The following is a 22,606-nucleotide window of genomic DNA, read 5'->3' on the forward strand; positions in this document are numbered from 1 at the left end:
AGGAAGGCGGTGACGCCGTGAATGCCGGGAGCGTAGAAACGCTACGTGACCGGGATGAATAAGGAAACCAACGAACCTGCAAACTGAAAGATGAAGGGTAAACGGAGACCAATTATGGCTTATCAATCTCAGGACATTATCCGTCGTTCCGCGACTAACGGCTTCACCCCCGCGCCCCGCGCGCGGGACCACCAGGAAGAGGTGGCGAAGCTTATCGACGTCACCACCTGTATCGGCTGTAAAGCCTGTCAGGTGGCCTGTTCCGAGTGGAACGACATCCGGGATGAAGTCGGTCACAACGTCGGGGTGTACGATAACCCCGCCGACCTGACCGCCAAATCCTGGACCGTGATGCGCTTCTCGGAAGTGGAGCAGAACGACAAACTGGAGTGGCTCATCCGCAAGGATGGCTGTATGCACTGCGCCGACCCGGGCTGCCTGAAGGCCTGCCCGGCGGAAGGGGCGATCATTCAGTACGCCAACGGCATCGTCGACTTCCAGTCCGAGCAGTGCATCGGCTGCGGTTACTGCATCGCCGGCTGCCCGTTCAACGTGCCGCGCCTGAATCCGGAAGACAACCGCGTCTACAAATGCACGCTGTGCGTCGACCGGGTTAACGTTGGCCAGGAGCCGGCGTGCGTGAAAACCTGCCCGACCGGCGCTATCCACTTTGGCTCCAAAGAGGAGATGAAAACGCTGGCGGACGAGCGCGTCGCCGAGCTGAAAACCCGCGGCTACGACAATGCGGGGCTGTACGATCCGGCCGGCGTTGGCGGCACGCACGTGATGTATGTGCTGCACCACGCCGACAAGCCGAACCTGTACCACGGCCTGCCGGAGAACCCGGAAATCAGCGCCACGGTTAAGTTCTGGAAAGGGATCTGGAAGCCTCTCGCGGCGGTCGGCTTTGCGGCCACCTTCGCCGCCAGCATCTTCCACTACGTCGGCGTCGGTCCGAACCGCGCGGAAGAGGAAGAGGACAATCTGGATGAAGAGAAAGACGAGGTGCGCAAATGAAAAGACGTGACACCATCGTGCGCTACACCGCGCCGGAGCGAATCAACCACTGGGTCACCGCCTTCTGCTTCGTGCTGGCGGCAGTGAGCGGACTGGGCTTTTTCTTCCCGTCCTTCAACTGGCTGATGCACATCATGGGCACCCCGCAGCTGGCGCGTATTCTGCACCCGTTCGTGGGCGTGATTATGTTTGCTTCGTTCATCATCATGTTCTTCCGCTACTGGCACCACAACCTGATCAACCGGGACGATATTTTCTGGGCGAAAAATATTCGCAAGATTGTCGTCAACGAGGAAGTGGGCGACACCGGGCGCTATAACTTCGGCCAGAAATGCGTGTTCTGGGCGGCGATTATCTTCCTGGTGCTGCTGCTGGTGAGCGGCGTGATCATCTGGCGTCCGTACTTTGCGCCGGCCTTCTCCATCCCGGTTATCCGCTTCGCGCTGATGCTGCACTCCTTCTCTGCGGTGGCGCTGATTGTGGTGATCATGGTGCATATTTACGCTGCGCTGTGGGTGAAGGGCACGATAACCGCGATGGTAGAAGGCTGGGTGACGAAGACCTGGGCGAAGAAACATCACCCGCGCTGGTATCGTGAAGTGAAAGCGAAACGGACGAAAGATTGATAAAACAAATACGATAAGTTCGCGGCTATGCAGCGGATATTATCGTAGCGAGCGCGCGTAATGGCAGGGAAACCGCAAGGTGAACACGCGATTACGCGCTATTTTTATCGGTAATTATTAAAGGGCAATCAACATAAAACCGCTGATAATAACGCTGTTTTATGAATGTTTTGGTTATCCATATCAAAGAATCGCCGGACGACTCTGGTTATGTTGGCCGTTGCGCCCGGAGAAACGCCCGGGTTAATTCATCATTCGTTGTGGAAGGGGGCCTGACAGGATGACGACGAAATCGCTAACGCTTTCTTTGGATGAACAACAGTCAATTCCTTTGAGTACGGTCTCGGGGACCCTGGGCTACCTCGGCATGGATATTCGTCCGCTGGCTTCCGCGGGGATATGCAGTTTCGACCCCGGCTTTGCTAACACCGCAGGCTGTACGTCAGCCATCTCGTGGATCGATACCGAAAAGAGCATTCTGCTGCACCGCGGCTATCCGGTCGATCAGCTGGCACGCCAGTGCGACTTCCTGGAAGTGGCCTGGATTCTGCTGCGCGGCGATGCGCCTGACGAAGCCAGCTATCAGGACTTCAAAAACACGATTACCCGCCATAGCCTGGTACATGAGCAGATTGCCCGCATGTGCAGCAGCTTTCGTCGCGACTCGCATCCGATGGCCTTAATGTGCGCCCTGGTGGGCACCCTGGCGGCGTTCTATCACGATGTGCTGGACGTTGAAAATCCTGAGCACCGCGCGCTGGCCGCCACCCGCCTGCTGTCGAAAATGCCAACGCTCGCGGCGATGAGCTATAAGTTTTCAATTGAGCAACCGGCGCAGTATCCGCGCAACGATCTGTCCTATGCGGGGAATTTCCTGCATATGCTGTTTGCTATTCCGGCGGAACAATATCAGCTGAATCCGGTGATTGAGCAGGCGATGAACCAGATCCTGGTGCTGCACGCCGACCACGGCCAGTGCGCATCGACGACCACCGTCCGGGCGGCGGGCTCCTCCGGGGCGAATCTCTTTGCCTGCATCGCCGCCGGGCTTGCGTCTCTGTGGGGCCCGGCCCACGGCGGGGCGAACGAAGCCAGTATGCGGATGCTGGAGGAGATCAACACCGTCGATCAAATTCCGGCGTTCCTGAGCAAAGCGAAACGCGACCCGCAGACGTTCCGTCGTCTGGGATTCGGTAACTCTCGCTACCGTCATCTTGACCCGCGCGCCGCTATTTTGCGCGAGACCTGTCATCGGGTACTGGAAGAACTAGGGATGTCCGACATGCCGTTGCAGGTGGCGATGGCCCTCGAAGAGGTGGCGCTAACCGACCCGTACTTTGTTGAAAATGGCCTGTCGCCGAGCGTGGATTTCTATACCGCGGTGATCCTCAAGGCGATGGGACTGCCTTCATCGATGTTTGTGGTGATTACCGCCGTAGGCAGAACGCTTGGCTGGGTGGCGCACTGGAACGAAATGCATGAAGCGCCGCTGACGATTTATCGTCCCCGGCAGATTTATACCGGCGAACAGCGGCGGGATTACGTTTCACGGCGTGAAGGGAAATAACAGAGTGCGGTTTTGATCATGTGTTCGTATTGTTGCCGGGCGGCGGCTGACGCCTTGCCCGGCCTACAAAACCCCGGCCTGTAGCCCGGATAAGGCGTCAGCCGCAATCCGGGATCGTACCGTGTGATTAACGAAACACCACCTGCGCCCAGCGGGCCAGCCCGGCGGTGACCGAGCCAAAATCATCGCCTCCGGCCACCGGAATGCCCGGCAGGTGTGCCGCCAGCGCTTTTTTGATCAACGGCGAGCGAGCGCTGCCACCGGTCAGGTAAATCACATCCGGCTTGTCATTGCTGTTATCCAGCGCCAGCTGAACCTGCTCCATGATGCGGGCCAGCGGCTGATCCAGCGCCGCTTCCAGACCCTGCTGGCTGATGGCTGTCGCCAGCTCGTCGCTAATAAACGGCAGCCCGGTAGTGACGTTCGGCTGCGCGGAGAGGGCGATTTTGCTCTCTTCCGCGCTCCGCACCAGGCGATAGCTCAGACGCTGACGCCAGACCTTCAGCAGCAGCGCGACTTTTTCGCTATCGCGGGCGCTGCGCAGCAAATCGTTAAGCAGGCGACCGTTGGCTGCGCTGTAAAAATCAGTTTGCGCCGGAACGTCGTTAATCGCCACCGCATTCCACCACGGCAGAATCGGTAGCGCGATGCCTTTTTCGGTATCGCCGCCCATGCCCAGCAGCGGCATCAGGCATTTAAAGGCCAGGGCGATATCGAGGTCGTTACCGCCGACCCGGCAGCCGCTGTGGCCAAGCAGGCTTTGCTGGCGATCGGCTTTTTCACGCCACTGCGGCCCCATCAATAGCAGCGAACAGTCGGTGGTACCGCCGCCGATATCGACGACCAGCACGCGTTTTTCCTTGCTCAGCGTCGCTTCGAAATCCAGACCGGCGGCGACCGGTTCAAACTGAAACACGACGTCGCGGAAGCCCGCGCGCTTTGCCGCGCGTTCGAGAATGCCCTGCGCCTGGGTGTTGGCGTCATCGCCGCCCAGCCCCTGGAAGTTAATCGGCCGGCCGATAACCGCCTGGTCGATGGTTTCCGGCAGCTGCGTTTGCGCCTGGAGTTTGATATGCAGCATCATGGCGCACACTAAGTCTTCAAACAGCGCCACCTGCTGCGGCTTGAGCCCGCTGGCGCCGAGAAAGGATTTCGGCGACTTTACGAAGTAGACTTCTTCCGGATCTTCAACGTACTGATGCAGCGAAGCGAGACCAAACTGCACGCTGTTGCCGAGTACGTCGATATCTTCCTCGCGGTTGAAGCTGATGGCGCGACGCAGCAGCGCCTGGTTTTCATCACCGCTGGGCGGGACATCGTGATGGCGGTAGAGCCACTCGCTGACCGCTTCGCGGGTCGGCGCGCAAAGCATTGATGGCAGCAGTGAGCTGCCGTTTTCCAGCGTCAGCAGCTGCGGCGTATTCTCGCGCATTACCGCCACCGAACAGTTAGCGGTACCGTAGTCAAAACCAATAAACATAGCCTGCAAAATCCCCATGCCGGTGAAGAAGGGGGGCGACTTTAGCGGATTGACGGCACTGCGACAACTGGAATTTAAAAGCAAAGCGCCCGCGGCGCAGAGCCGCTATGATTGAAGCGCTAAGAAAGGAGAAAAGATGACGCTGCTACCCTGGCATCCCCCCTACGACTGGCAATGGATGTTTCATTTTCTTGAGGCGCGTACGGTGCAAGGGATTGAAACCTTTGTCGACAACAGCTACTGCCGCAGCTTTGCCCTCAATGGCCACGCCGGGCTGATCGCGGTGACGCCGGATGACGCCGCGCAGGGCATGCGGGTGACGCTTTCCGCCGGGCTACAGCCGGTCGCGGAAGAGTGCCTGGCGCGGGTTGCGCGCTTATTTGATTTGTCCTGCGACCCGCAGCGGATCGGCCTGACGCTGGGAAATCTCGCGCTGCCAAGGCCGGGGCTGCGCCTGCCGGGATCCCTGGATGCGTTTGAACAAGCGGTACGCGCGGTGCTCGGGCAACTGGTGAGCGTGGCCATGGCGGCAAAGCTCACCGGGAAAGTGGTGGCTGCCTTCGGGGAACCGTTGACCGACGCGCCGGGCTTTTATCTCTTCCCGAGCGCGCAGCGGCTGGCGCAGGCCGATCCGCTGGCGCTAAAGGCGCTGGGCATGCCCCTGCGGCGCGCGGAGGCGCTGATCCATCTGGCGCAGGCGGCTATCCGCGGCGATCTCCCCCTCTCCGCGCCGGAGAATATCGACGCCGGAATAAAGCAGCTGCAGACGCTGCCCGGCATAGGCCGCTGGACGGCGAACTATTTCGCGCTGCGCGGCTGGCAGGCGCCGGATATCTTTCTGGCGGATGATTATCTGATTAAACAGCGTTTTCCCGGCATGACGCCGGCGCGGATTGCGCGCTACGCCAGCCGCTGGCACCCCTGGCGCTCGTACGCTTTATTGCATATCTGGTATACGCAAGGCTGGTCGCCGGAGGAGGAATAGACCCGAGAGGCGCTTAGCACTGGTATCGACGCGCTGAAATCCCTATAATTGCGGCGTTTGGCGGTCAACCGCCACCCTTCCTACATTCCCAGGTTAATCAGGTCGCAAAAATTTATGACTGATACGTCTCATCAGTGCGTCATTATAGGCATCGCCGGCGCATCGGCTTCGGGCAAAAGCCTTATCGCCAGTACGCTATATCGTGAATTACGTGAACAGGTCGGCGATGAACATATCGGCGTTATTCCGGAAGACAGTTATTACAAGGATCAAGGTCATCTGTCGATGGAAGAGCGTGTAAAAACCAACTATGACCATCCGAGCTCCATGGATCATAGTCTGCTGTTTCAGCATCTGCAGATGCTGAGAAGCGGCCAGCCGATAGAGTTGCCGGTATATAGCTACGTTGAGCATACCCGTATGCCGGAAACTATCCATATTGAACCAAAGAAAGTCATCATTCTTGAAGGGATTCTGCTGCTGACCGACGCCCGCCTGCGCAATGAACTCAGCTTTTCCATTTTTGTCGACACCCCGCTGGATATCTGCCTGATGCGACGCATCAAGCGAGACGTTAACGAGCGCGGACGTTCAATGGATTCGGTGATGGCGCAGTACCAGAAAACGGTGCGCCCGATGTTCCTGCAGTTTATCGACCCTTCCAAACAGTATGCCGATATTATTGTGCCTCGCGGCGGTAAGAACCGTATCGCCATCGATATTCTGAAGGCCAAGATCAGTCAGTTCTTTGAATAACACGAACGAATTGTGTAACGTGCAAAGAGAAGCCAATTTGCCCTTATCCCCGGAAGGCGTAGGGGCGCAATGCCTTAAAGGAGAACGTTCATGCGTCTGTGCGACCGAGATATAGAAGCCTGGTTGGATGAGGGGCGTCTGGCCATTAATCCGCGCCCGCCCGTTGAGCGCATTAACGGCGCGACGGTCGATGTTCGGCTGGGGAATAAGTTTCGGACTTTCCGCGGGCACACGGCGGGCTTTATTGACCTGAGCGGGCCGAAGGCGGAAGTCAGCGCGGCGCTGGATCGCGTGATGAGCGAAGAGATTGTTCTGCCGGATGGTGAAGCGTTCTTCCTGCATCCGGGCGAGCTGGCGCTGGCGGTGACTTTTGAATCGGTTACCCTGCCGCCGGACCTCGTCGGCTGGCTTGATGGCCGTTCTTCGCTGGCGCGTCTGGGCCTGATGGTGCACGTCACCGCACACCGTATCGATCCGGGTTGGTCCGGCTGTATCGTACTGGAATTCTATAATTCGGGTAAGCTGCCGCTGGCGCTGCGTCCAGGGATGCTGATCGGCGCGTTAAGTTTTGAACCTTTATCCGGCCCGGCGGTGCGCCCTTATAACCGCCGCGAAGATGCGAAATATCGCGACCAGCAGGGCGCGGTAGCGAGTCGAATCGACAAGGATTGATAATTTTAGCGGTTTGCTGAGGATGCCATGAGACGAATTCTGACCACGCTGATGATCTTACTGGCGGTAGTTGTCGCCGGTCTTACCGCGCTGGTATTGCTGGTCAACCCCAACGATTTTCGCGCCTATATGGTTAAAGAGGTGGCGGATCGTAGCGGCTATCAGCTTGAACTCAATGGGCCGCTGCGCTGGCACGTCTGGCCGCAGCTCAGCATACTCTCAGGCCGCATGACCCTGACCGCCCCGGGCGCTGAAGAACCTGTTATTCGTGCGGATAATATGCGCCTTGACGTCGGGCTGCTTCCGCTGCTTTCCCATCAGCTGCAGGTTAAGCAGGTGATGTTGAAGGGGGCGGTGATTCAGCTGACCCCCAAAACCGAAGCCGTGCGAAGCAAGGGAGCTCCGGTCGTCCCGCATGATAACACGCTGCCTCAGGTCCCCGAGGATCGCGGCTGGTCGTACGATGTCCAGAAGCTGCAGATTGCCGATAGCGTGCTCTTTTTTCAGCATGAAGATGGCGAGCAGGTGACAGTGCGCGATATCCGCCTGCAGATGGAGCAGGACAGCAGCCATCGCGCAACGGTCGATTTCTCTGGCCGGGTGAACCGCGATCAGCGCGATCTGGCGCTTTCCTTTTCCGCCGAGGTGCAGGGCGGTGATTATCCTCATTCTCTGAAGGCGGATATTTCACAACTGAACTGGCAGCTTCGCGGCGCGGAGCTTCCCCCTGAAGGGATTAGCGGCCAGGCCAGCATGCAGGCCAGCTGGCTCGAGGATGCGAAAAAGCTCAGCTTTGATAAGCTGAACTTAACGGCTAACGGCAGTACCCTTGCCGGCAACGGCAGCGTGGTGCTGGGCCAACAGCCTGACTGGACGCTGAATCTTCAGGCGGGCACGCTCAACCTCGATAGCCTGCTGTCTCATACCTCTGCATCTGACAATAATGGCGTTAACCAGCAAGGGCAAAGCCAGGCCAGGCAGCTACGCCCGGTTATTGCGGATAACGGTATTCAGCAGGATTACAACTCGCTGCGCGGTTTTAACGCCCGGCTGAGCCTGACGGCTGAGCAACTGCAGTGGCGGGGCATGCATTTTACCCAAGTGAAAAGCGATATCAGCAACCTGCAAGGGCTGCTGACGATTCATCAGATGCAGGGGAACCTGGACGGTGGGCGACTCTCGCTTCCCGGCTCGCTGGACGCGCGAGGTGAAACGCCGCGAGCCTCCTTCGAGCCACAGCTCGACAACGTTGAGATCGGCTCGATTCTGAAAGCGTTCAATTATTCGATAAACCTGACCGGCAAGCTCTCGCTGACTGGTGAGTTCTCCGGCGGCAAGATTGATGCCGACGAGTTCCGCCGCAGCTGGCAGGGGCAGGTGCAAATTCAGATGACGGATACACGCACTGAAGGTCTCAACTTCCAGCAGCTGGTCCAGCAGGCCGTCGAGCGCAGCACCAACGTTCAGGCGCAGGAAAACTATGACAATGCGACCCGGCTGGATTCCGTCAGCACCGAGTTTACGCTGGATAATGGACAGGTGACCTTAAAGGATATGCAGGGGAAATCTGAACTGATGGCGTTAACCGGTCAGGGAGAGCTTAACCTGCTGAAAGAGGACTGCGATATGCGCTTCAACGTCCGGGTTCTGGGCGGCTGGAAGGGCGAAAGTAAACTCATCGACAGGCTCAAGCAGACGGCGATCCCTTTGCGAATTTATGGTAACTGGCAGACGCTGAGCTATAGCCTGCAGGTTGACCAGATACTCCGTAAGCAGCTGCAGGATGAAGCGAAAAAACGGCTTAGGGAATGGGCTGAACGCAATAAAAACACCCAGGATGGCAAGGATGTGAAGAAGCTACTGGATAAGCTGTAAGTCTGGCGGTTGTTGTCGGCGGATGATAATCCAGGGTCGGCGTCTTTGCTGACAAATTGCGACATGTGGCATTGCCCGGCGGCGCTTCGCTTACGCGGCCTACGGGTAAGGCGTGATGTGTTGCGAGGGTGGGTTTGTAGGCCGGGTTAGGCGTCAGCCGCCACCCGGCAATAATGTCAGCGGCTCCTCAAAAAGCGGTTTGCCATTGTTCGTGCGGCTTTAGAAAATTCATTGAAGAGATCATTACACTTCATAGTCCAGTTCATCTTCATCATGCGCCGGCGGCACTATTTGTACTTTTTGCACCCGATGGCTCTCCACCTGCAGCGTGCGCAGAACGTAGCCGTCAAGGTTCACTTCTTCACCTTCCTGGGGCACATGCTGTAGGTACTCCATCAGCAGACCGGCGACCGTATGGTATTCACGTTTCTCATCCAGCGGCAGGGGAACATACTGAACCAGGTCTTCCAGCGGCATATGCCCGTTAACCGTCCAGCTACCGTCGCCGTTTTTATGAATATCGTGGCGAGCGTCAATCTCTTCCACTTCATTAGGCAGATTACCGGCGATGGTTTCCATAACGTCACTGAGCGTAACAATGCCCTCAACGGATCCAAACTCATCGACCACAAAGGCAAAGTGGGTTCTGGCTTTGCGGAACTGCTCCAGCGCCGGAAGCAGCGGCAGCGTCTCCGGGAACACCAGCGGCTGACGAATCAGGGCGTGCAGGTTGAGCGGTTCATGACGTAATGATTGCTGCAGCAGATCGATCACGTGCACGACGCCAAGCATATCTTCGTCATCATCGCCGCCGGTAACCACCAGGCGGGTATGCTGATTTTTGTCGAGTAAGGCGCGGATCTCCTCTTCCGGCGCGCTGAGATCAATATGTTCAATGTCATGACGCGAGGTCATGATGCTGCTGACGGTACGCTGATTGAGATTCAGTACCCGCTCAATCATCCGCCGCTCTTGCGGATTAAACAGCGGGTTATCGTCGCGATCGGCAACCAGCGAGGCGGTCTCGCTATCCAGCTCGCTACTGTCTTTGCGCCCGCTCAACAGATTCATCACCGCTTCAGTGGTTCGCTGGCGTAGCGTCAGGTTGGCCGAGAGAAAGCGATGGCGGTTAAAAATCGCCAGCTGGTTGAAGGATTCAATCATGACCGAGAAGCCGATAGCCGCGTACAGGTAGCCTTTAGGTATAGGGAAGCCAAAGCCTTCGGCAATCAGGCTAAAGCCGATCATTAGCAGGAAGCTCAGACAGAGAATAACGATGGTCGGATGGCTGTTAACAAAGCGGGTGAGGGCCTTGCTGGCCATCAGCATCAGGCTAATGGCAATAATCACCGCGGCCATCATAACCGCCAGGTGGTCAACCATGCCGACCGCGGTTATCACCGAGTCGAGAGAGAAGATGGCATCAAGCACCACGATTTGCGCTACCACCCCCCAGAACCTGGCGCCTTTACGCTGGGTCGGGTTATCGCTATCTTTGCCTTCCAGCCGTTCGTTGAGCTCAACGGTAGCTTTAAAGAGGAGGAACAACCCGCCAAACAGCATAATCAGATCGCGGGCGCTAAAGCTTAGATCGTGCCACGTAATCAGCGGCCTGGTGAGAGTAACCAGCCATGAGATCGACGCCAGCAGCAGCAGGCGCATCACCATTGCGAGTAGCAGACCGGTCACGCGCGCCCGGTCACGCTGCGCGGGAGGGAGTTTTTCCGCGAGAATGGCGATAAAGACCAGATTATCAATACCGAGTACCAGCTCAATAACGACAAGCGTGATGAGCCCGGCCCAGATCGAGGGGTCGGCAATCCATTCCATATTCAGTTAAAACCTTTACAACCTAAGAGTGCCATGTACCGATCATGGATAAGCCATAGATAAAATGCAATATTTTCTGCTGCTAATTACCTCAGGTACAAAATCGGGCCTCGTAATACCCGTAAATAAAATAGCCACTTGCGCAGGATATAACCATATTCAACCATCAGCACATCGGTTGATTGTTATTTGTCATCGTGCGAATTTCCATCGATATAGACTGAGAGGGCCCACATGATTTTAAGCTGGATCCTACGGAGGCGGTGAGTTGCTATACCATAAAGCGGCCCCGCAACGGTAAAGTCTATCAATAGATTTGATGTATATAACAACGATTTTCCGGAATTTAGATATTTATACTACTTAATGTTGTGGCTTGTCGGAGATCAATTTTTGCCGGAGGATGTGCTGCGCGTTATCGGGGAGGCAGAGCGACAAAACGGTGCTGGGTATAATTTGCAGCAAGGAGAATGCGCCCGATTTTAGCGGAACAGCCCTCGGTGCCGCTGAAGCCAATAGTGACGAGTAATTTGCTGTAGCTCAGACGGTTTTGTACGTTAAATAATTTTATTATCACTATAATCGATTATATGGTCTGGATTTTTATTTTTTTGCAGTCACTTGTTCTGTGTCAACTCTTGGTGGAAGATAACAAGGTATTAAAAGAGGAATGATGGAGAAACGATAAACTCCATTACTCTATCTTATGAATTGAATGGGGTAGGTTTTCTGCATAACCTATTGTAAATATTGGGTATTTTCGTCGAAAAAAATGCACATAAGAATTTTCTTAAAACTGTCTATTGGTATGTAGACTTTGCGTGTATTCTTAAATTCTGCGTGTAATTTCAGAATTTGACGGACAGTATGGCAGAGATCAACCGTGTATCATCACTGATAAATGCCAGTGATACATACAAACTGACAGGATCAAAAGGTTTATAACCATACGGGTGGATATGAAAATGGTGAGTTTGAAAGCAGTTATACCGGTAGCAGGATTAGGGATGCATATGTTGCCCGCCACCAAGGCCATTCCGAAAGAGATGTTGCCGATCGTCGACAAGCCTATGGTGCAGTATATTGTTGATGAAATTGTAGCTGCGGGAATCAAGGAAATCGTGCTGGTAACGCATTCATCCAAGAATGCGGTAGAAAACCATTTCGACACCTCCTACGAACTGGAAGCATTGCTCGAACAGCGCGTAAAACGTCAGCTTCTGGCGGAGGTACAGGCTATCTGTCCGCCCGGCGTAACGATCATGAACGTGCGTCAGGGCCAGCAGCTGGGGTTAGGTCACTCCATTCTTTGCGCCCGCCCGCTGATTGGCGATAACCCGTTTGTGGTGGTGCTCCCGGATATCATTCTGGACGACGCCAGCGCCGATCCTCTGCGCTATAACCTTGCCGCGATGGTAGCGCGTTTCAATGAAACGGGCCGTAGCCAGGTTCTGGCCAAACGGATGGAAGGCGACCTCTCCGAGTACTCTGTTATTCAGACTAAAGATCCGCTGGAATCGGCTGGGCAGGTGGCCCGAATCGTTGAATTCATCGAAAAACCTGATGAACCGCAAACCCTGGATTCCGACCTGATGGCGGTGGGGCGTTATGTGCTCTCTGCCGATGTATGGTCCGAGCTGGAGCGCACCGAACCGGGCGCCTGGGGACGTATCCAGTTAACCGATGCCATCGCCGAGCTGGCGAAAAAGCAGTCGGTCGATGCAATGTTAATGACTGGCGATAGCTATGACTGCGGTAAAAAAATGGGTTATATGCAGGCTTTTGTAAGCTACGGTCTGCGTAACCATAAAGAAGGGGCAAAATTCCGCGAGAGCATTAAGAAGCTGCTGGCGTAGTTTCAGCGCTATGGCTTTTTAGCGGATGAGAGTGAACGGCCCAAGCTTTTTGATGAAGAACAGACAATTCGTGGCCGTTCACAACGTTAAGTTCAGCAGATATCGCTGATTAATATCCATTTTAATACAATGGGTTAGCATTTTTCTTGTTATATTGTAGCATTTGCGAACATGAGGCAATGTTCGGAGACTTCTGGTAGTAGAAGAAGAGGTAACATGCTGAAATGGTCGGACTAGCTAAATTTACTCTTTGCTGATAATTACTTACTAAGACTTTTCTTAAGTAAGTGGCCCTTAGTCAAGGCGTGAGACGAAAATAAAACTTGACTGAGATCATGTTTGCGCATTAAACAACGGTAACGCATGCATAATAATGTGAAGTTACTGATTGTGTATGCCCACACCAATGTCGCGGAAAAGACGTTACGGACTGGAGAGATCGTCAAAGGATGAAAAAGAAATGAACTGGCAGGTTGTCACTTTTTTTGGCGATAGCACCGTACTGTTACCCAGTGCGGCAGTACTGTTTATCGTTCTTTTTCTGCGAAAAGATTCAAAGCAGCTGGCCTGGCACTGGGCTCTGCTGTTCGGCATAACTGGCGCCATTGTCTGCGCATCAAAACTGGCATTTATGGGTTGGGGTATCGGGATTCGCGAGCTGGACTTCACTGGCTTTAGCGGGCACACCGCACTCTCTTCCGCTTTCTGGCCAATCCTCTTATGGCTACTGTGCGCGCGCGCCACACCAGCTCTTCGTTTTACTGCTGTCTTATTAGGGTATGCACTGGCCGGGCTGGTAGGGTATTCCCGTTTGATGGTTCATGCACATTCAACTTCGGAAGTGATCGCCGGCTTACTGCTGGGTGCCGCAGGGAGTGCAGCCTTTTTGCTGCTCCAGTCGCGTGTTCGCGATACTCATACAGCGCAACTATCGTTTGGCGGCCTGGCGAGCATGATCATTATCCCGGTGCTTCTGCTGAATACCGGGGCGAAGGCGCCAACCCAATCGCTGCTGGGCGAGATAGCGGTAAAGCTTGGCCCACTGGAAAAACCTTTTACCCGTGCCGACCTGCATAATGGATTTTACTGACTCAGGGGAGCGTGGGAGAGATGAAGGATTCAGAGTGACTCATGTTCTGTTCACATTGCATGCGATATGAAATTTAAAGTGAAATGGTCTGTAGTTGCAATATTTCATATCCATGAAATAAATCTGTGATGGGTCATTCTGCGCAATAATTAGCATAATGATAATCAGCCAGGATGTTTCCTAAATAATTTTTCTGGCTAAATATCGAATTTATTAATGATAACAGCATGCTGGCATAATTCTTTTCACTATTAATTTTTGTAGTTGACTAACTATAATTAATTTGAAACTAAGTCAATACACTTTCTGTGGTGAAAAAGCAATAAAATCATAAGGTTGAAATTATCTGGTTGTTCGATACTGTTGGCATTTGATCGTGATAGCCGGAAAACAATAACCTTATCGGCGGGTCGTTCATAGTGCTGCCAGCGTATCTGATAATTCAAGATTACGCTCCCAATTGAGGGCAGAATCTCGTAAACTTATGGCCGCGAAATTGTTGTTTTGATGGATTAATCGCCGATTTATCGAAATCAGCGATTGAATTTAAAGGGAAAGAAGTACAGTGCATTGGTAGCTGTTAAGCCAAGGGCGGTAGCGTACCTGCGGACGGACGTTTTCTCCATATCACATCTCATTTCATGCGACTGAAATTCCTAAAGTGAACGCTATACAGGTGATTATCTTTACAACCTGTATATACTTGCATGTTGTCGCCAGCTCAGAACGTGTTCGTTTGACGGCGGGCAGGAGAAGCTGCGGGTATGAAGCGTAAGGAATGGCCTTCAATAACAATTTCGCATACATTGTGTACTGCAGGTAGCCTGTGAACCGAAAGCGAGCATTGGCATGAGATTCCGATAACATGCTTTCGTTTTCTTTGATCAAACCTGTAGACCAAACATAGCAAAGGTTGGCGTCAGAGGGCGCTGCATCTATCAGTGTTCCCCTTGTCGCGCCAGCTTGCGAAAACGGGGCTTTAAATGGATCTTGTACAATGATAAAAATTGCGCGAATCGCACTCGCATTAGGGCTGCTAACTTCTGCCAGCTCACTTGCCTATGCTTCCGGGTTAGTGATGAATGACAACGAACTGCGCAACGATCTGGCGTGGCTTTCCGATCGCGGCGTTATTCATCTCAGCCTGTCGACCTGGCCTCTGAGCCAGGAAGAGATTAATCGGGCACTTAAGAAAGCAAAACCCTCTTACTCTTCTGAACAGGTTGTTCTCGCTCGAATCAACCAACGCCTCGATTCCTTAAAAGCTGATTTCCGGGTGAGTGGCTATACCTCAACGGATAAACCCGGAACGCCGCAGGGGTTTGGGCAGAATCAGCCTGCGGATAGCTCTTTATCATTAGCCTTTAATAACAGCGGCGAATGGTGGGATGTGCACCTGCAGGGCAACGTTGAAGGTGACGAACGCATCAGCAACGGTTCACGTTTTAATGCTAACGGCGCCTACGGCGCGGTTAAGTTCTGGAACCAATGGCTCTCTTTCGGCCAGATGCCGCAGTGGTGGGGACCGGGTTATGAAGGAAGTCTAATCCGCGGTGATGCGATGCGCCCGATGACCGGCGTTTTAATGCAGCGTGCTGAACAGGCTGCACCGGAAACCTGGTGGCTGCGCTGGATTGGACCTTGGCAGTATCAGATTTCCGCCAGCCAGATGAATCAATATACCGCCGTACCGCATACCAAAATTATCGGTGGGCGTCTGACATTTTCTCCTTTCCAGTCACTTGAACTGGGCGCATCGCGCATTATGCAGTGGGGTGGGGAGGGGAGACCGGAGTCGTTTAGCAGCTTTTGGGATGGTTTTACGGGTAAAGATAACACCGGTACAGCCAATGAACCGGGTAACCAGCTAGCCGGTTTTGATTTTAAATTTAAGCTAGAGCCTACGCTTGGTTGGCCGATTAGTTTCTATGGGCAGATGATTGGTGAAGATGAGGCCGGCTATCTTCCATCGGCAAATATGTACCTTGGTGGAGTTGAGGGACACCACGGTTGGGGCAAAGATGCCGTCAACTGGTATCTGGAAGCTCACGATACCCGAACGAATATGAGCCGAACCAACTATAGCTATACGCACCATATCTATAAAGATGGCTACTACCAGCAAGGTTACTCACTCGGTGATGCTATGGGAGGCGATGGCCAACTCTTTGCGGGTAAAGTTGAACTGGTGATGGAGGATAATCAGCGCTGGAGTGCACGTTTAGCGTATGCGAAGGTTAACCCAGAAAATCAGTCAATTAATAAGGCGTTTCCTCGCTCGGATACATTAAAAGGTGTGCAACTGGGCTGGAGTGGCGATGTGTACAAATCGGTACGACTGAACACTTCTCTCTGGTATACCGATGCGAACCATAATGATAGCGATGATGTAGGCGCAAGCGCCGGGATTGAAATTCCCTTTAATTTATAGCCTTAACACAGCTTCTGGAAATAGACTGTTGTTTGGGGATTAGAAACTTTTGGTTTACTGATGATGTGACATTATGAAGAAAAAAATTGTTAGATTTTCGGCATTGGCATTAGCAATAGGTTTTTTATCAGGCTGTACCATTGTGCCCGGGCAGGGATTAAATAGCCTGCGTAAAAACGTTGTTGAACTGCCGGATAGCGATTACGATCTGGATAAACTTGTTAATGTATACCCTATGACTCCGGGCTTGGTAGACCAACTTCGCCCAGAAAAGATACTAGCTCGTCCTAATCCTCAATTAGATAATTTGCTCAAAAGTTATGAGTATCGTATTGGCGTGGGCGATGTGCTTATGGTAACGGTATGGGATCATCCTGAATTAACAACACCTGCGGGGCAGTATCGTAGTGCAAGTGATACTGGAAACTGGGTGAATTCTGACGGAACAATATTCTACCCATATATTGGGAAAGTTCAGGTTGTTGGTAAGACGTTGAGCCAAGTCAGGCAAGATATTGCAAGCCGTTTGACGACCTATATTGAGAGTCCGCAAGTTGACGTAAGTATTGCTGCATTCAGATCCCAGAAAGTTTATGTTACTGGTGAGGTTGCAAATTCAGGAAAACAAGCAATTACGAATATCCCTCTAACGGTCATGGATGCTATTAACGCTGCTGGTGGACTTGCTCCTGATGCCGATTGGAGGAATGTAGTTCTCACTCATGATGGTAAGGATTCTAAAATTTCATTGTACGCGTTAATGCAAAAAGGGGACCTAACACAAAACCGTTTGTTATATCCTGGTGATATTTTGTTTATACCGCGTAATGATGAGTTGAAAGTGTTTGTCATGGGTGAAGTTGGTAAGCAAAGTACACTTAAAATGGACCGCAGTGGAATGACCCTTGCGGAAGCAATAGGTAGTTCTGAAGGAATGTCGCAAACTCTAAGTGATGCGACTGGTATTTTTGTCATCCGTCAATTGCAAAACGATAAGCAAGGAAAAATTGCAAATATTTATCAGCTTAATGCACAAGATGCATCTGCCATGGTGTTAGGAACAGAGTTTCAATTGGAACCATATGATATAGTTTATGTAACAGCCGCACCTCTCGTGCGCTGGAATCGAGTTATATCACAACTTGTACCAACGATCACTGGTGTACATGATATGACAGAAACAGTACGTTATATTAGAACTTGGCCATAATTATGTTTAATTCTATATTGGTTATCTGTACAGGTAATATTTGCCGTTCACCTATAGCAGAGCGAATTCTGCGCACTATACTTCCTGATAAAAGAATTGATTCAGCTGGTACTGGCGCGCTAGTTGACCACCCAGCTGATCCCTCAGCAATTAAAACGGCTGAAAAATATGGAATCTCGCTAGACAACCATAAAGGAAAACAATTCACGTCAGTGCTTGGTCGTCAGTATGATTTGCTATTGGTTATGGAGAAAAGCCATATAGAGCAAATTAGTAGCATTGCACCTGAAGTTCGTGGGAAAACAATGTTGTTAAGTCATTGGCTGAATGGTAAAGATATCCCGGACCCATATAGGAAAAGTGATGAAGCTTTTGAATCGGTATTTAAACTAATTGACAAAAGCTGTAAACACTGGGCAGAAAAATTAGGTAGATAATTTCAGGAAATGATTGCATGACATCAGTAATAAATAATAAATCATCGTCACCAGATTCTGATGAAATCGATTTGGGGCGTATAATTGGTGAGTTAATCGATCATCGTAAATTGATTGTAGCCATTACGACTGGTTTTACTGTGTTGGCACTACTCTATGCTTTATTAGCGACACCGGTTTACCAAGCAAATGCATTGATACAGGTGGAACAAAAGCAAGGTAATGCAATCCTAAACAGTCTAAGCCAGATGTTGCCTGATAGTCAGCCGCAGTCTGCACCTGAAATCGCTCTATTGCAGTCTCGAATGATTTTAGGAAAGACAGTCGATGACCTAAATTTGCAAGCTAGGGTTGAGCAAAACTTCTTTCCAATAGTCGGTAGAGGCTTATCTCGGATTATAGGGGAAAAGCCTGCAAATATTGATGTAACACATATTTATCTTCCAAAGATAGAGGGACAAGATTCACCGAGTATAAAGGTTAAAATTAAGGATAAGAACCATTACCAAATTGAGTATGGCGATACGATTCTTGATGGGGTAGTGGGCGAATTGTTGGAAACCAAAGGTATTTCTTTATTAATCAGATCAGTTGACGCTGAACCTGGCGATAGCTTTACTGTAACTTATGTATCATCATTAAAAGCAATCAATAATTTACAAGAGTCATTTAATGTTACAGAACAGGGTAAAGATACTGGAATGTTAAATCTCACCCTTACAGGTGATGATTCAGAACTTATAACACATATTCTTGATGGAATAAGCCAAAACTACTTGGCTCAGAACGTTGCTAGACAAGCAGCTCAAGATGCAAAAAGCTTGGAGTTCCTTAGTAAGCAACTGCCTGAGGTCCGTTCTGAGCTTGATTCGGCAGAGGATAAACTGAATGCTTATCGCAGGCAAAAAGATTCAGTAGACTTAACGATGGAAGCTAAGTCCGTTTTGGACCAAATTGTTAATGCGGATAATCAATTAAATGAGCTTACATTTAGAGAGGCGGAAATATCACAACTTTATACTAAAGAACATCCGACATATAAAGCTTTAGTCGAAAAAAGGAAGACACTTCAGGAGGAAAAGGCGAAACTTAATAAAAGAGTGAGTGGTATGCCTTCTACTCAACAAGAAGTGCTAAGATTGAGTCGTGACGTAGAGTCTGGCAGAGCAGTATATTTGCAACTTCTAAATCGCCAACAAGAATTAAATATTGCAAAATCTAGTGCAATTGGCAATGTCAGAATCATTGATACAGCTGTCACTGAGCCAAAACCAGTAAAACCCCGAAAAGTGCTAATTGTGGTTATGGGATTATTACTGGGTTTGTTTGTATCTATTGGTCTTGTGTTGTTGAGAGTATTTTTGAGGCGTGGTATTGAGACTCCAGAAGAACTGGAAGATATGGGGATTAATGTATATTCTAGTATTCCTGTATCAGAATGGTTAACGAAACATCTGTCAAGTAATAAGCGAAAAAAACAAGAGTCGGACACTCTACTTGCAGTAGAAAATCCTGCAGATCTAGCTGTCGAAGCTATTCGTAGCCTAAGGACAAGCTTACATTTCGCAATGATGGAATCTAAAAATAATATATTAATGATTTCAGGCGCTAGCCCAAATGCAGGTAAAACTTTTGTTAGTACTAACTTAGCCGCTATTATTGCTTTAACTGGTAAAAAAGTACTCTTCATAGATGCTGACCTTAGAAAAGGATATGTTCATAAAATGTTTGGGCAAAACCAACCTAAGGGATTGTCAGATATTTTATCGGGGCAAGAAGTAACAGAAAATGTAGTACAGAAAGTGGTCGGAGGTGAGTTTGACTATATTTCTAGGGGGCAAATTCCGCCGAACCCAGCCGAATTACTAATGCATGAGCGTTTCGAAGCCATACTTAAATGGGCTTCGCAACAGTACGAGATAGTTATTATTGATACCCCACCAATTCTTGCTGTTACTGATGCCGCGATTATTGGAAGATATGCAGGGACAACGTTGCTGGTAGCAAGATATGAAGTTAATACCCCTAAAGAAATAGCAGTGAGTATTCGTAGGTTTGAACAAAGTGGTGTGACAGTAAAAGGTTGCATTTTGAATGGCATGGTGAAAAAGGCTAGTAGTTATTATGGCTATGGCTATAACCATTATGGGTATTCTTATACTGATAAGAGATCTGATTAATTAAAACTCGGGCTCTTCTTGAGCCCAATTTATTTTTCCCTAAAATTATTTAATTTTAATGAGAATATAAATAGAGGGGACTATGACATATTTTTCGAAAAATGTTAGTTGTAGTGTATTACTAGTGCTATCTGATTTTATTAGTTTTGTGTTATCACTTTATCTCTCGTTGGGGCTATTATCCTTCATTTTCGGAGGGTATGACTTTCATATGTCTAGTGAGCAGTTAGATGGTTGGATTGGATTACATTGGCTACTGGGAGTTTGCTGTGTATTATGGTATGGAATACGTTTGCGTCATTACTTTTATCGTAAGACATTTTGGTTTGAACTGAAAGAAATACTTCGTACATTGGTAATATTTGCAGTTATTGAAATGGCTGTTATGGCATTTGCTAAATGGGATATATCCCGCTATATCTGGTTTTTTACATGGATTTTTGCAGGGTTATTAGTCCCATTGGCCCGAATGTGGACCAAATGGTTCTTAAATAAGATAGGGCTTTGGCAACGAGAAACTTGGATCATCGGCAACGGGAAAAACGCATTCGATGCATGTAAAGCTATTAATAGTGAGTTAAATTTAGGATTGAATATTGTTGGGTTTGTATCAACAAATAAGAAATTGGTCAATAATACTATTGATTCAGCGTTTAAGGTTGTCGAAGGTGATAAGAAATGGCTCGAATCTATAGATAAAAGGACTCAATTTATAGTTGCAGTTGAGTCAGATGAAAGTGATGCTAGAAATAGTTGGTTACGAGAGTTTATGATCAAAGGGTATCGTTATGTTTCTGTAATACCAACCTTAAGAGGGGTGCCTTTAGATAGTACTGATATGTCATTTATTTTTAGTCATGAAGTGATGATTTTTAGGGTACAACAGAATTTAGCGAAATGGTCTTCTAGAATTATTAAAAGAACTTTTGATATTATTGGTTCGCTCGGAATAATAACTATATTATCACCAATCCTTCTATATATTAGTTATAAAGTTAAACGCGATGGAGGGCCTGCAATTTATGGGCATGAGCGAGTAGGTAAAAATGGGGAGTCGTTCAAATGCCTTAAGTTTAGATCCATGATAATAAACTCAAAGGAAGTATTAGAAAATTTGTTATCTTCCGACTCGAATGCAAAAAGAGAATGGGATGAAACGTTTAAATTAAAAAATGATCCACGAATAACACCAATTGGAAAATTTTTGAGGCGAACCAGTTTAGATGAGTTACCACAATTATTTAATGTATTAAAAGGTGAAATGAGCCTTGTTGGACCACGTCCTATTATCACGGCAGAACTTGAGCGGTATAATGATGAGGTTGATTATTATCTCCTCAGTAAGCCTGGAATGACTGGGCTGTGGCAAGTTAGTGGCCGTAGTGATGTTGATTATGACACTCGTGTTTATTTAGATGCCTGGTATGTGAAAAATTGGTCAATGTGGAATGACATTGCTATTTTGTTCAAGACTGTCAGTGTTGTTCTTAAAAAAGATGGTGCTTACTAAATCCTAGAGTTGAATAATATGATATATGTAAATGCTAGGTTTTTAACTCAAGAAATGACGGGTGTACAACGCTTTGCAGAGATGATTTCATTAGAACTGAATCGGAAAATAGATAATGTATGTTTTTTATCTCCATCAAATATAGTTAGGGCAGATATAGCTTCGCAGCTAAATGTAAGGATTATTGGAAAAAATACAGGTCATTTATGGGAGCAGTTAGATCTTCCATATTTTTTAAGCAAACAAGAAAAAGGCATTCTTGTGAACTTAGGAAATACTGCTCCAATATTATACCGGAATAAGATAACAGCAGTACATGATATAACATTTTTGAAATTTCCTGAGTCATTTTCTAAAAAGTTTTTATATTTTTATAAAATCTTAATCCCATTAGTCATTAAAACATCGAAACATATTGTGACTGTAAGTGAGTTTTCTAAAAATGAAATATTAAGAAAGTATAATCTAGATAAAGAAAAAATATCTGTTGTGTATAATGCGGTAAATAATAACCTCAGTATTGAAAATATTAAAAAATACAATGGGAAACCATATTTTCTAATGGTTTCTTCTCAAAACTATCACAAGAATTTTGGCAGAGCTTTAGAAGGATTTTATCTTGCAAGAAAAGATGGCTATTTAGATGAGTTTGGATTAAAAATTATTGGGGCAAAAAATTCTGCTTTTAATACTCAGTCATATACTTCTATTCTCAAAGAAGATGTCGAGTTTCTGGGCCGTGTATCAGATGCACAATTGGCGGATTTGTATGCAAATGCTACTAGTTTTGTTTTCCCTTCATTATATGAAGGGTTTGGGATTCCACCTCTCGAGGCTCAATATTTTGGATGCCCTGTAATCGCAAGTAATGCAGCATCTCTACCTGAAGTTCTTAGTGATAGTGTATTATATTTTAACCCACATTCTTCTTCTGAAATTAAAGATGCAATGATTAAAGTATCAAATGATCTTAATTTGCGAGAGAAATTGATTGAATGCGGATATAAAAATCTAAAGAAATATTCATGGGGTGACTCTGCTTCAAAATTGCTATCAATTATTAATAAGATCTAATATGGAAGTA

Annotated in this window: 17 protein-coding genes; 15 read left to right on the forward strand and 2 right to left on the reverse strand. The window is 49.1% G+C overall.

Translation table 11 applies throughout. The annotated features are described in order from the left end of the window. Positions 1 to 114 precede the first annotated feature (114 nt). The 3 genes from fdxH to K7H21_RS09260 all read left to right on the forward strand — a co-directional run bounded on the left by fdxH (position 115) and on the right by K7H21_RS09260 (position 3,210). Positions 115 to 1,017 carry a formate dehydrogenase subunit beta gene (gene fdxH / locus K7H21_RS09250; RefSeq protein WP_123829110.1) on the forward strand — a complete coding sequence of 301 codons (903 nt, stop codon included), beginning with the start codon at positions 115 to 117 and terminating at the stop codon, positions 1,015 to 1,017. After that, on the forward strand, positions 1,014 to 1,643 hold the full coding sequence (fdoI, locus tag K7H21_RS09255; protein ID WP_004122546.1) for a formate dehydrogenase cytochrome b556 subunit: 630 nt from the start codon (positions 1,014 to 1,016) through the stop codon (positions 1,641 to 1,643). The genes fdxH and fdoI overlap by 4 nt, the downstream gene beginning before the upstream one ends. 280 nt (positions 1,644 to 1,923) lie before the next feature. Next, positions 1,924 to 3,210, forward strand: a complete 1,287-nt coding sequence (locus K7H21_RS09260; protein ID WP_004122544.1) for a citrate synthase — start codon at positions 1,924 to 1,926, stop codon at positions 3,208 to 3,210. A 127-nt stretch (positions 3,211 to 3,337) separates the two neighbouring features. Here K7H21_RS09260 and yegD read toward each other — a convergent pair whose 3' ends face one another. Next, positions 3,338 to 4,690 (reverse strand): molecular chaperone, encoded by a 1,353-nt coding sequence (gene yegD, locus K7H21_RS09265; protein ID WP_223035725.1) that lies wholly within the window; start codon positions 4,688 to 4,690, stop codon positions 3,338 to 3,340. Between the two features lie 136 nt (positions 4,691 to 4,826). Between yegD and alkA the strand changes: the two genes are divergently transcribed. From alkA to asmA, 4 genes are all read left to right on the forward strand, one after another. Then, a complete protein-coding gene (gene alkA / locus K7H21_RS09270) occupies positions 4,827 to 5,675 on the forward strand; it encodes a DNA-3-methyladenine glycosylase 2 (RefSeq protein ID WP_049131073.1) in 849 nt (282 codons plus the stop codon). A 114-nt stretch (positions 5,676 to 5,789) separates the two neighbouring features. Then, on the forward strand, positions 5,790 to 6,431 hold the full coding sequence (udk, locus tag K7H21_RS09275) for a uridine kinase (RefSeq protein WP_004122537.1): 642 nt from the start codon (positions 5,790 to 5,792) through the stop codon (positions 6,429 to 6,431). Between the two features lie 90 nt (positions 6,432 to 6,521). Then, positions 6,522 to 7,103 carry a dCTP deaminase gene (gene dcd / locus K7H21_RS09280; protein WP_004122535.1) on the forward strand — a complete coding sequence of 194 codons (582 nt, stop codon included), beginning with the start codon at positions 6,522 to 6,524 and terminating at the stop codon, positions 7,101 to 7,103. 27 nt (positions 7,104 to 7,130) lie between these two features. Then, entirely contained in the window at positions 7,131 to 8,978 is a 1,848-nt protein-coding gene (gene asmA / locus K7H21_RS09285) for an outer membrane assembly protein AsmA (RefSeq protein WP_223035726.1), read from the forward strand. A gap of 243 nt (positions 8,979 to 9,221) precedes the next feature. On the opposite strand, the gene K7H21_RS09290 is transcribed toward asmA, so the two are convergent. Next, complete coding sequence (locus tag K7H21_RS09290; protein WP_170101155.1) at positions 9,222 to 10,808, reverse strand: TerC family protein; 1,587 nt, start codon at positions 10,806 to 10,808, stop codon at positions 9,222 to 9,224. 959 nt (positions 10,809 to 11,767) lie between these two features. Here K7H21_RS09290 and galF point away from each other — a divergent pair. The 8 genes from galF to K7H21_RS29230 all read left to right on the forward strand — a co-directional run bounded on the left by galF (position 11,768) and on the right by K7H21_RS29230 (position 22,596). Next, entirely contained in the window at positions 11,768 to 12,664 is an 897-nt protein-coding gene (gene galF / locus K7H21_RS09295) for a UTP--glucose-1-phosphate uridylyltransferase GalF (protein ID WP_024360046.1), read from the forward strand. Between the two features lie 460 nt (positions 12,665 to 13,124). Beyond that, positions 13,125 to 13,754: a phosphatase PAP2 family protein gene (locus tag K7H21_RS09300; protein WP_223035884.1), complete on the forward strand. Its 630-nt coding sequence runs from the start codon at positions 13,125 to 13,127 to the stop codon at positions 13,752 to 13,754. 997 nt (positions 13,755 to 14,751) lie between these two features. Next, positions 14,752 to 16,185 carry a capsule assembly Wzi family protein gene (locus K7H21_RS09305; protein ID WP_223035727.1) on the forward strand — a complete coding sequence of 478 codons (1,434 nt, stop codon included), beginning with the start codon at positions 14,752 to 14,754 and terminating at the stop codon, positions 16,183 to 16,185. Positions 16,186 to 16,258: 73 nt separating this feature from the next. Next, positions 16,259 to 17,395, forward strand: a complete 1,137-nt coding sequence (locus K7H21_RS09310) for a polysaccharide export protein (protein ID WP_009654485.1) — start codon at positions 16,259 to 16,261, stop codon at positions 17,393 to 17,395. Between the two features lie 2 nt (positions 17,396 to 17,397). Next, positions 17,398 to 17,832, forward strand: a complete 435-nt coding sequence (locus K7H21_RS09315; RefSeq protein WP_071532319.1) for an arsenate reductase/protein-tyrosine-phosphatase family protein — start codon at positions 17,398 to 17,400, stop codon at positions 17,830 to 17,832. A 17-nt stretch (positions 17,833 to 17,849) separates the two neighbouring features. Then, positions 17,850 to 20,012 (forward strand): polysaccharide biosynthesis tyrosine autokinase, encoded by a 2,163-nt coding sequence (locus K7H21_RS09320; protein WP_223035728.1) that lies wholly within the window; start codon positions 17,850 to 17,852, stop codon positions 20,010 to 20,012. Between the two features lie 82 nt (positions 20,013 to 20,094). After that, positions 20,095 to 21,522: an undecaprenyl-phosphate galactose phosphotransferase WbaP gene (gene wbaP / locus K7H21_RS09325; protein WP_223035729.1), complete on the forward strand. Its 1,428-nt coding sequence runs from the start codon at positions 20,095 to 20,097 to the stop codon at positions 21,520 to 21,522. Positions 21,523 to 21,540: 18 nt separating this feature from the next. Then, positions 21,541 to 22,596: a glycosyltransferase family 4 protein gene (locus K7H21_RS29230; protein WP_009654472.1), complete on the forward strand. Its 1,056-nt coding sequence runs from the start codon at positions 21,541 to 21,543 to the stop codon at positions 22,594 to 22,596. Positions 22,597 to 22,606 lie beyond the last annotated feature (10 nt).

This window comes from Klebsiella sp. CTHL.F3a (assembly GCF_019890895.1).
In the GTDB taxonomy this organism is placed as follows: domain Bacteria; phylum Pseudomonadota; class Gammaproteobacteria; order Enterobacterales; family Enterobacteriaceae; genus Klebsiella; species Klebsiella grimontii.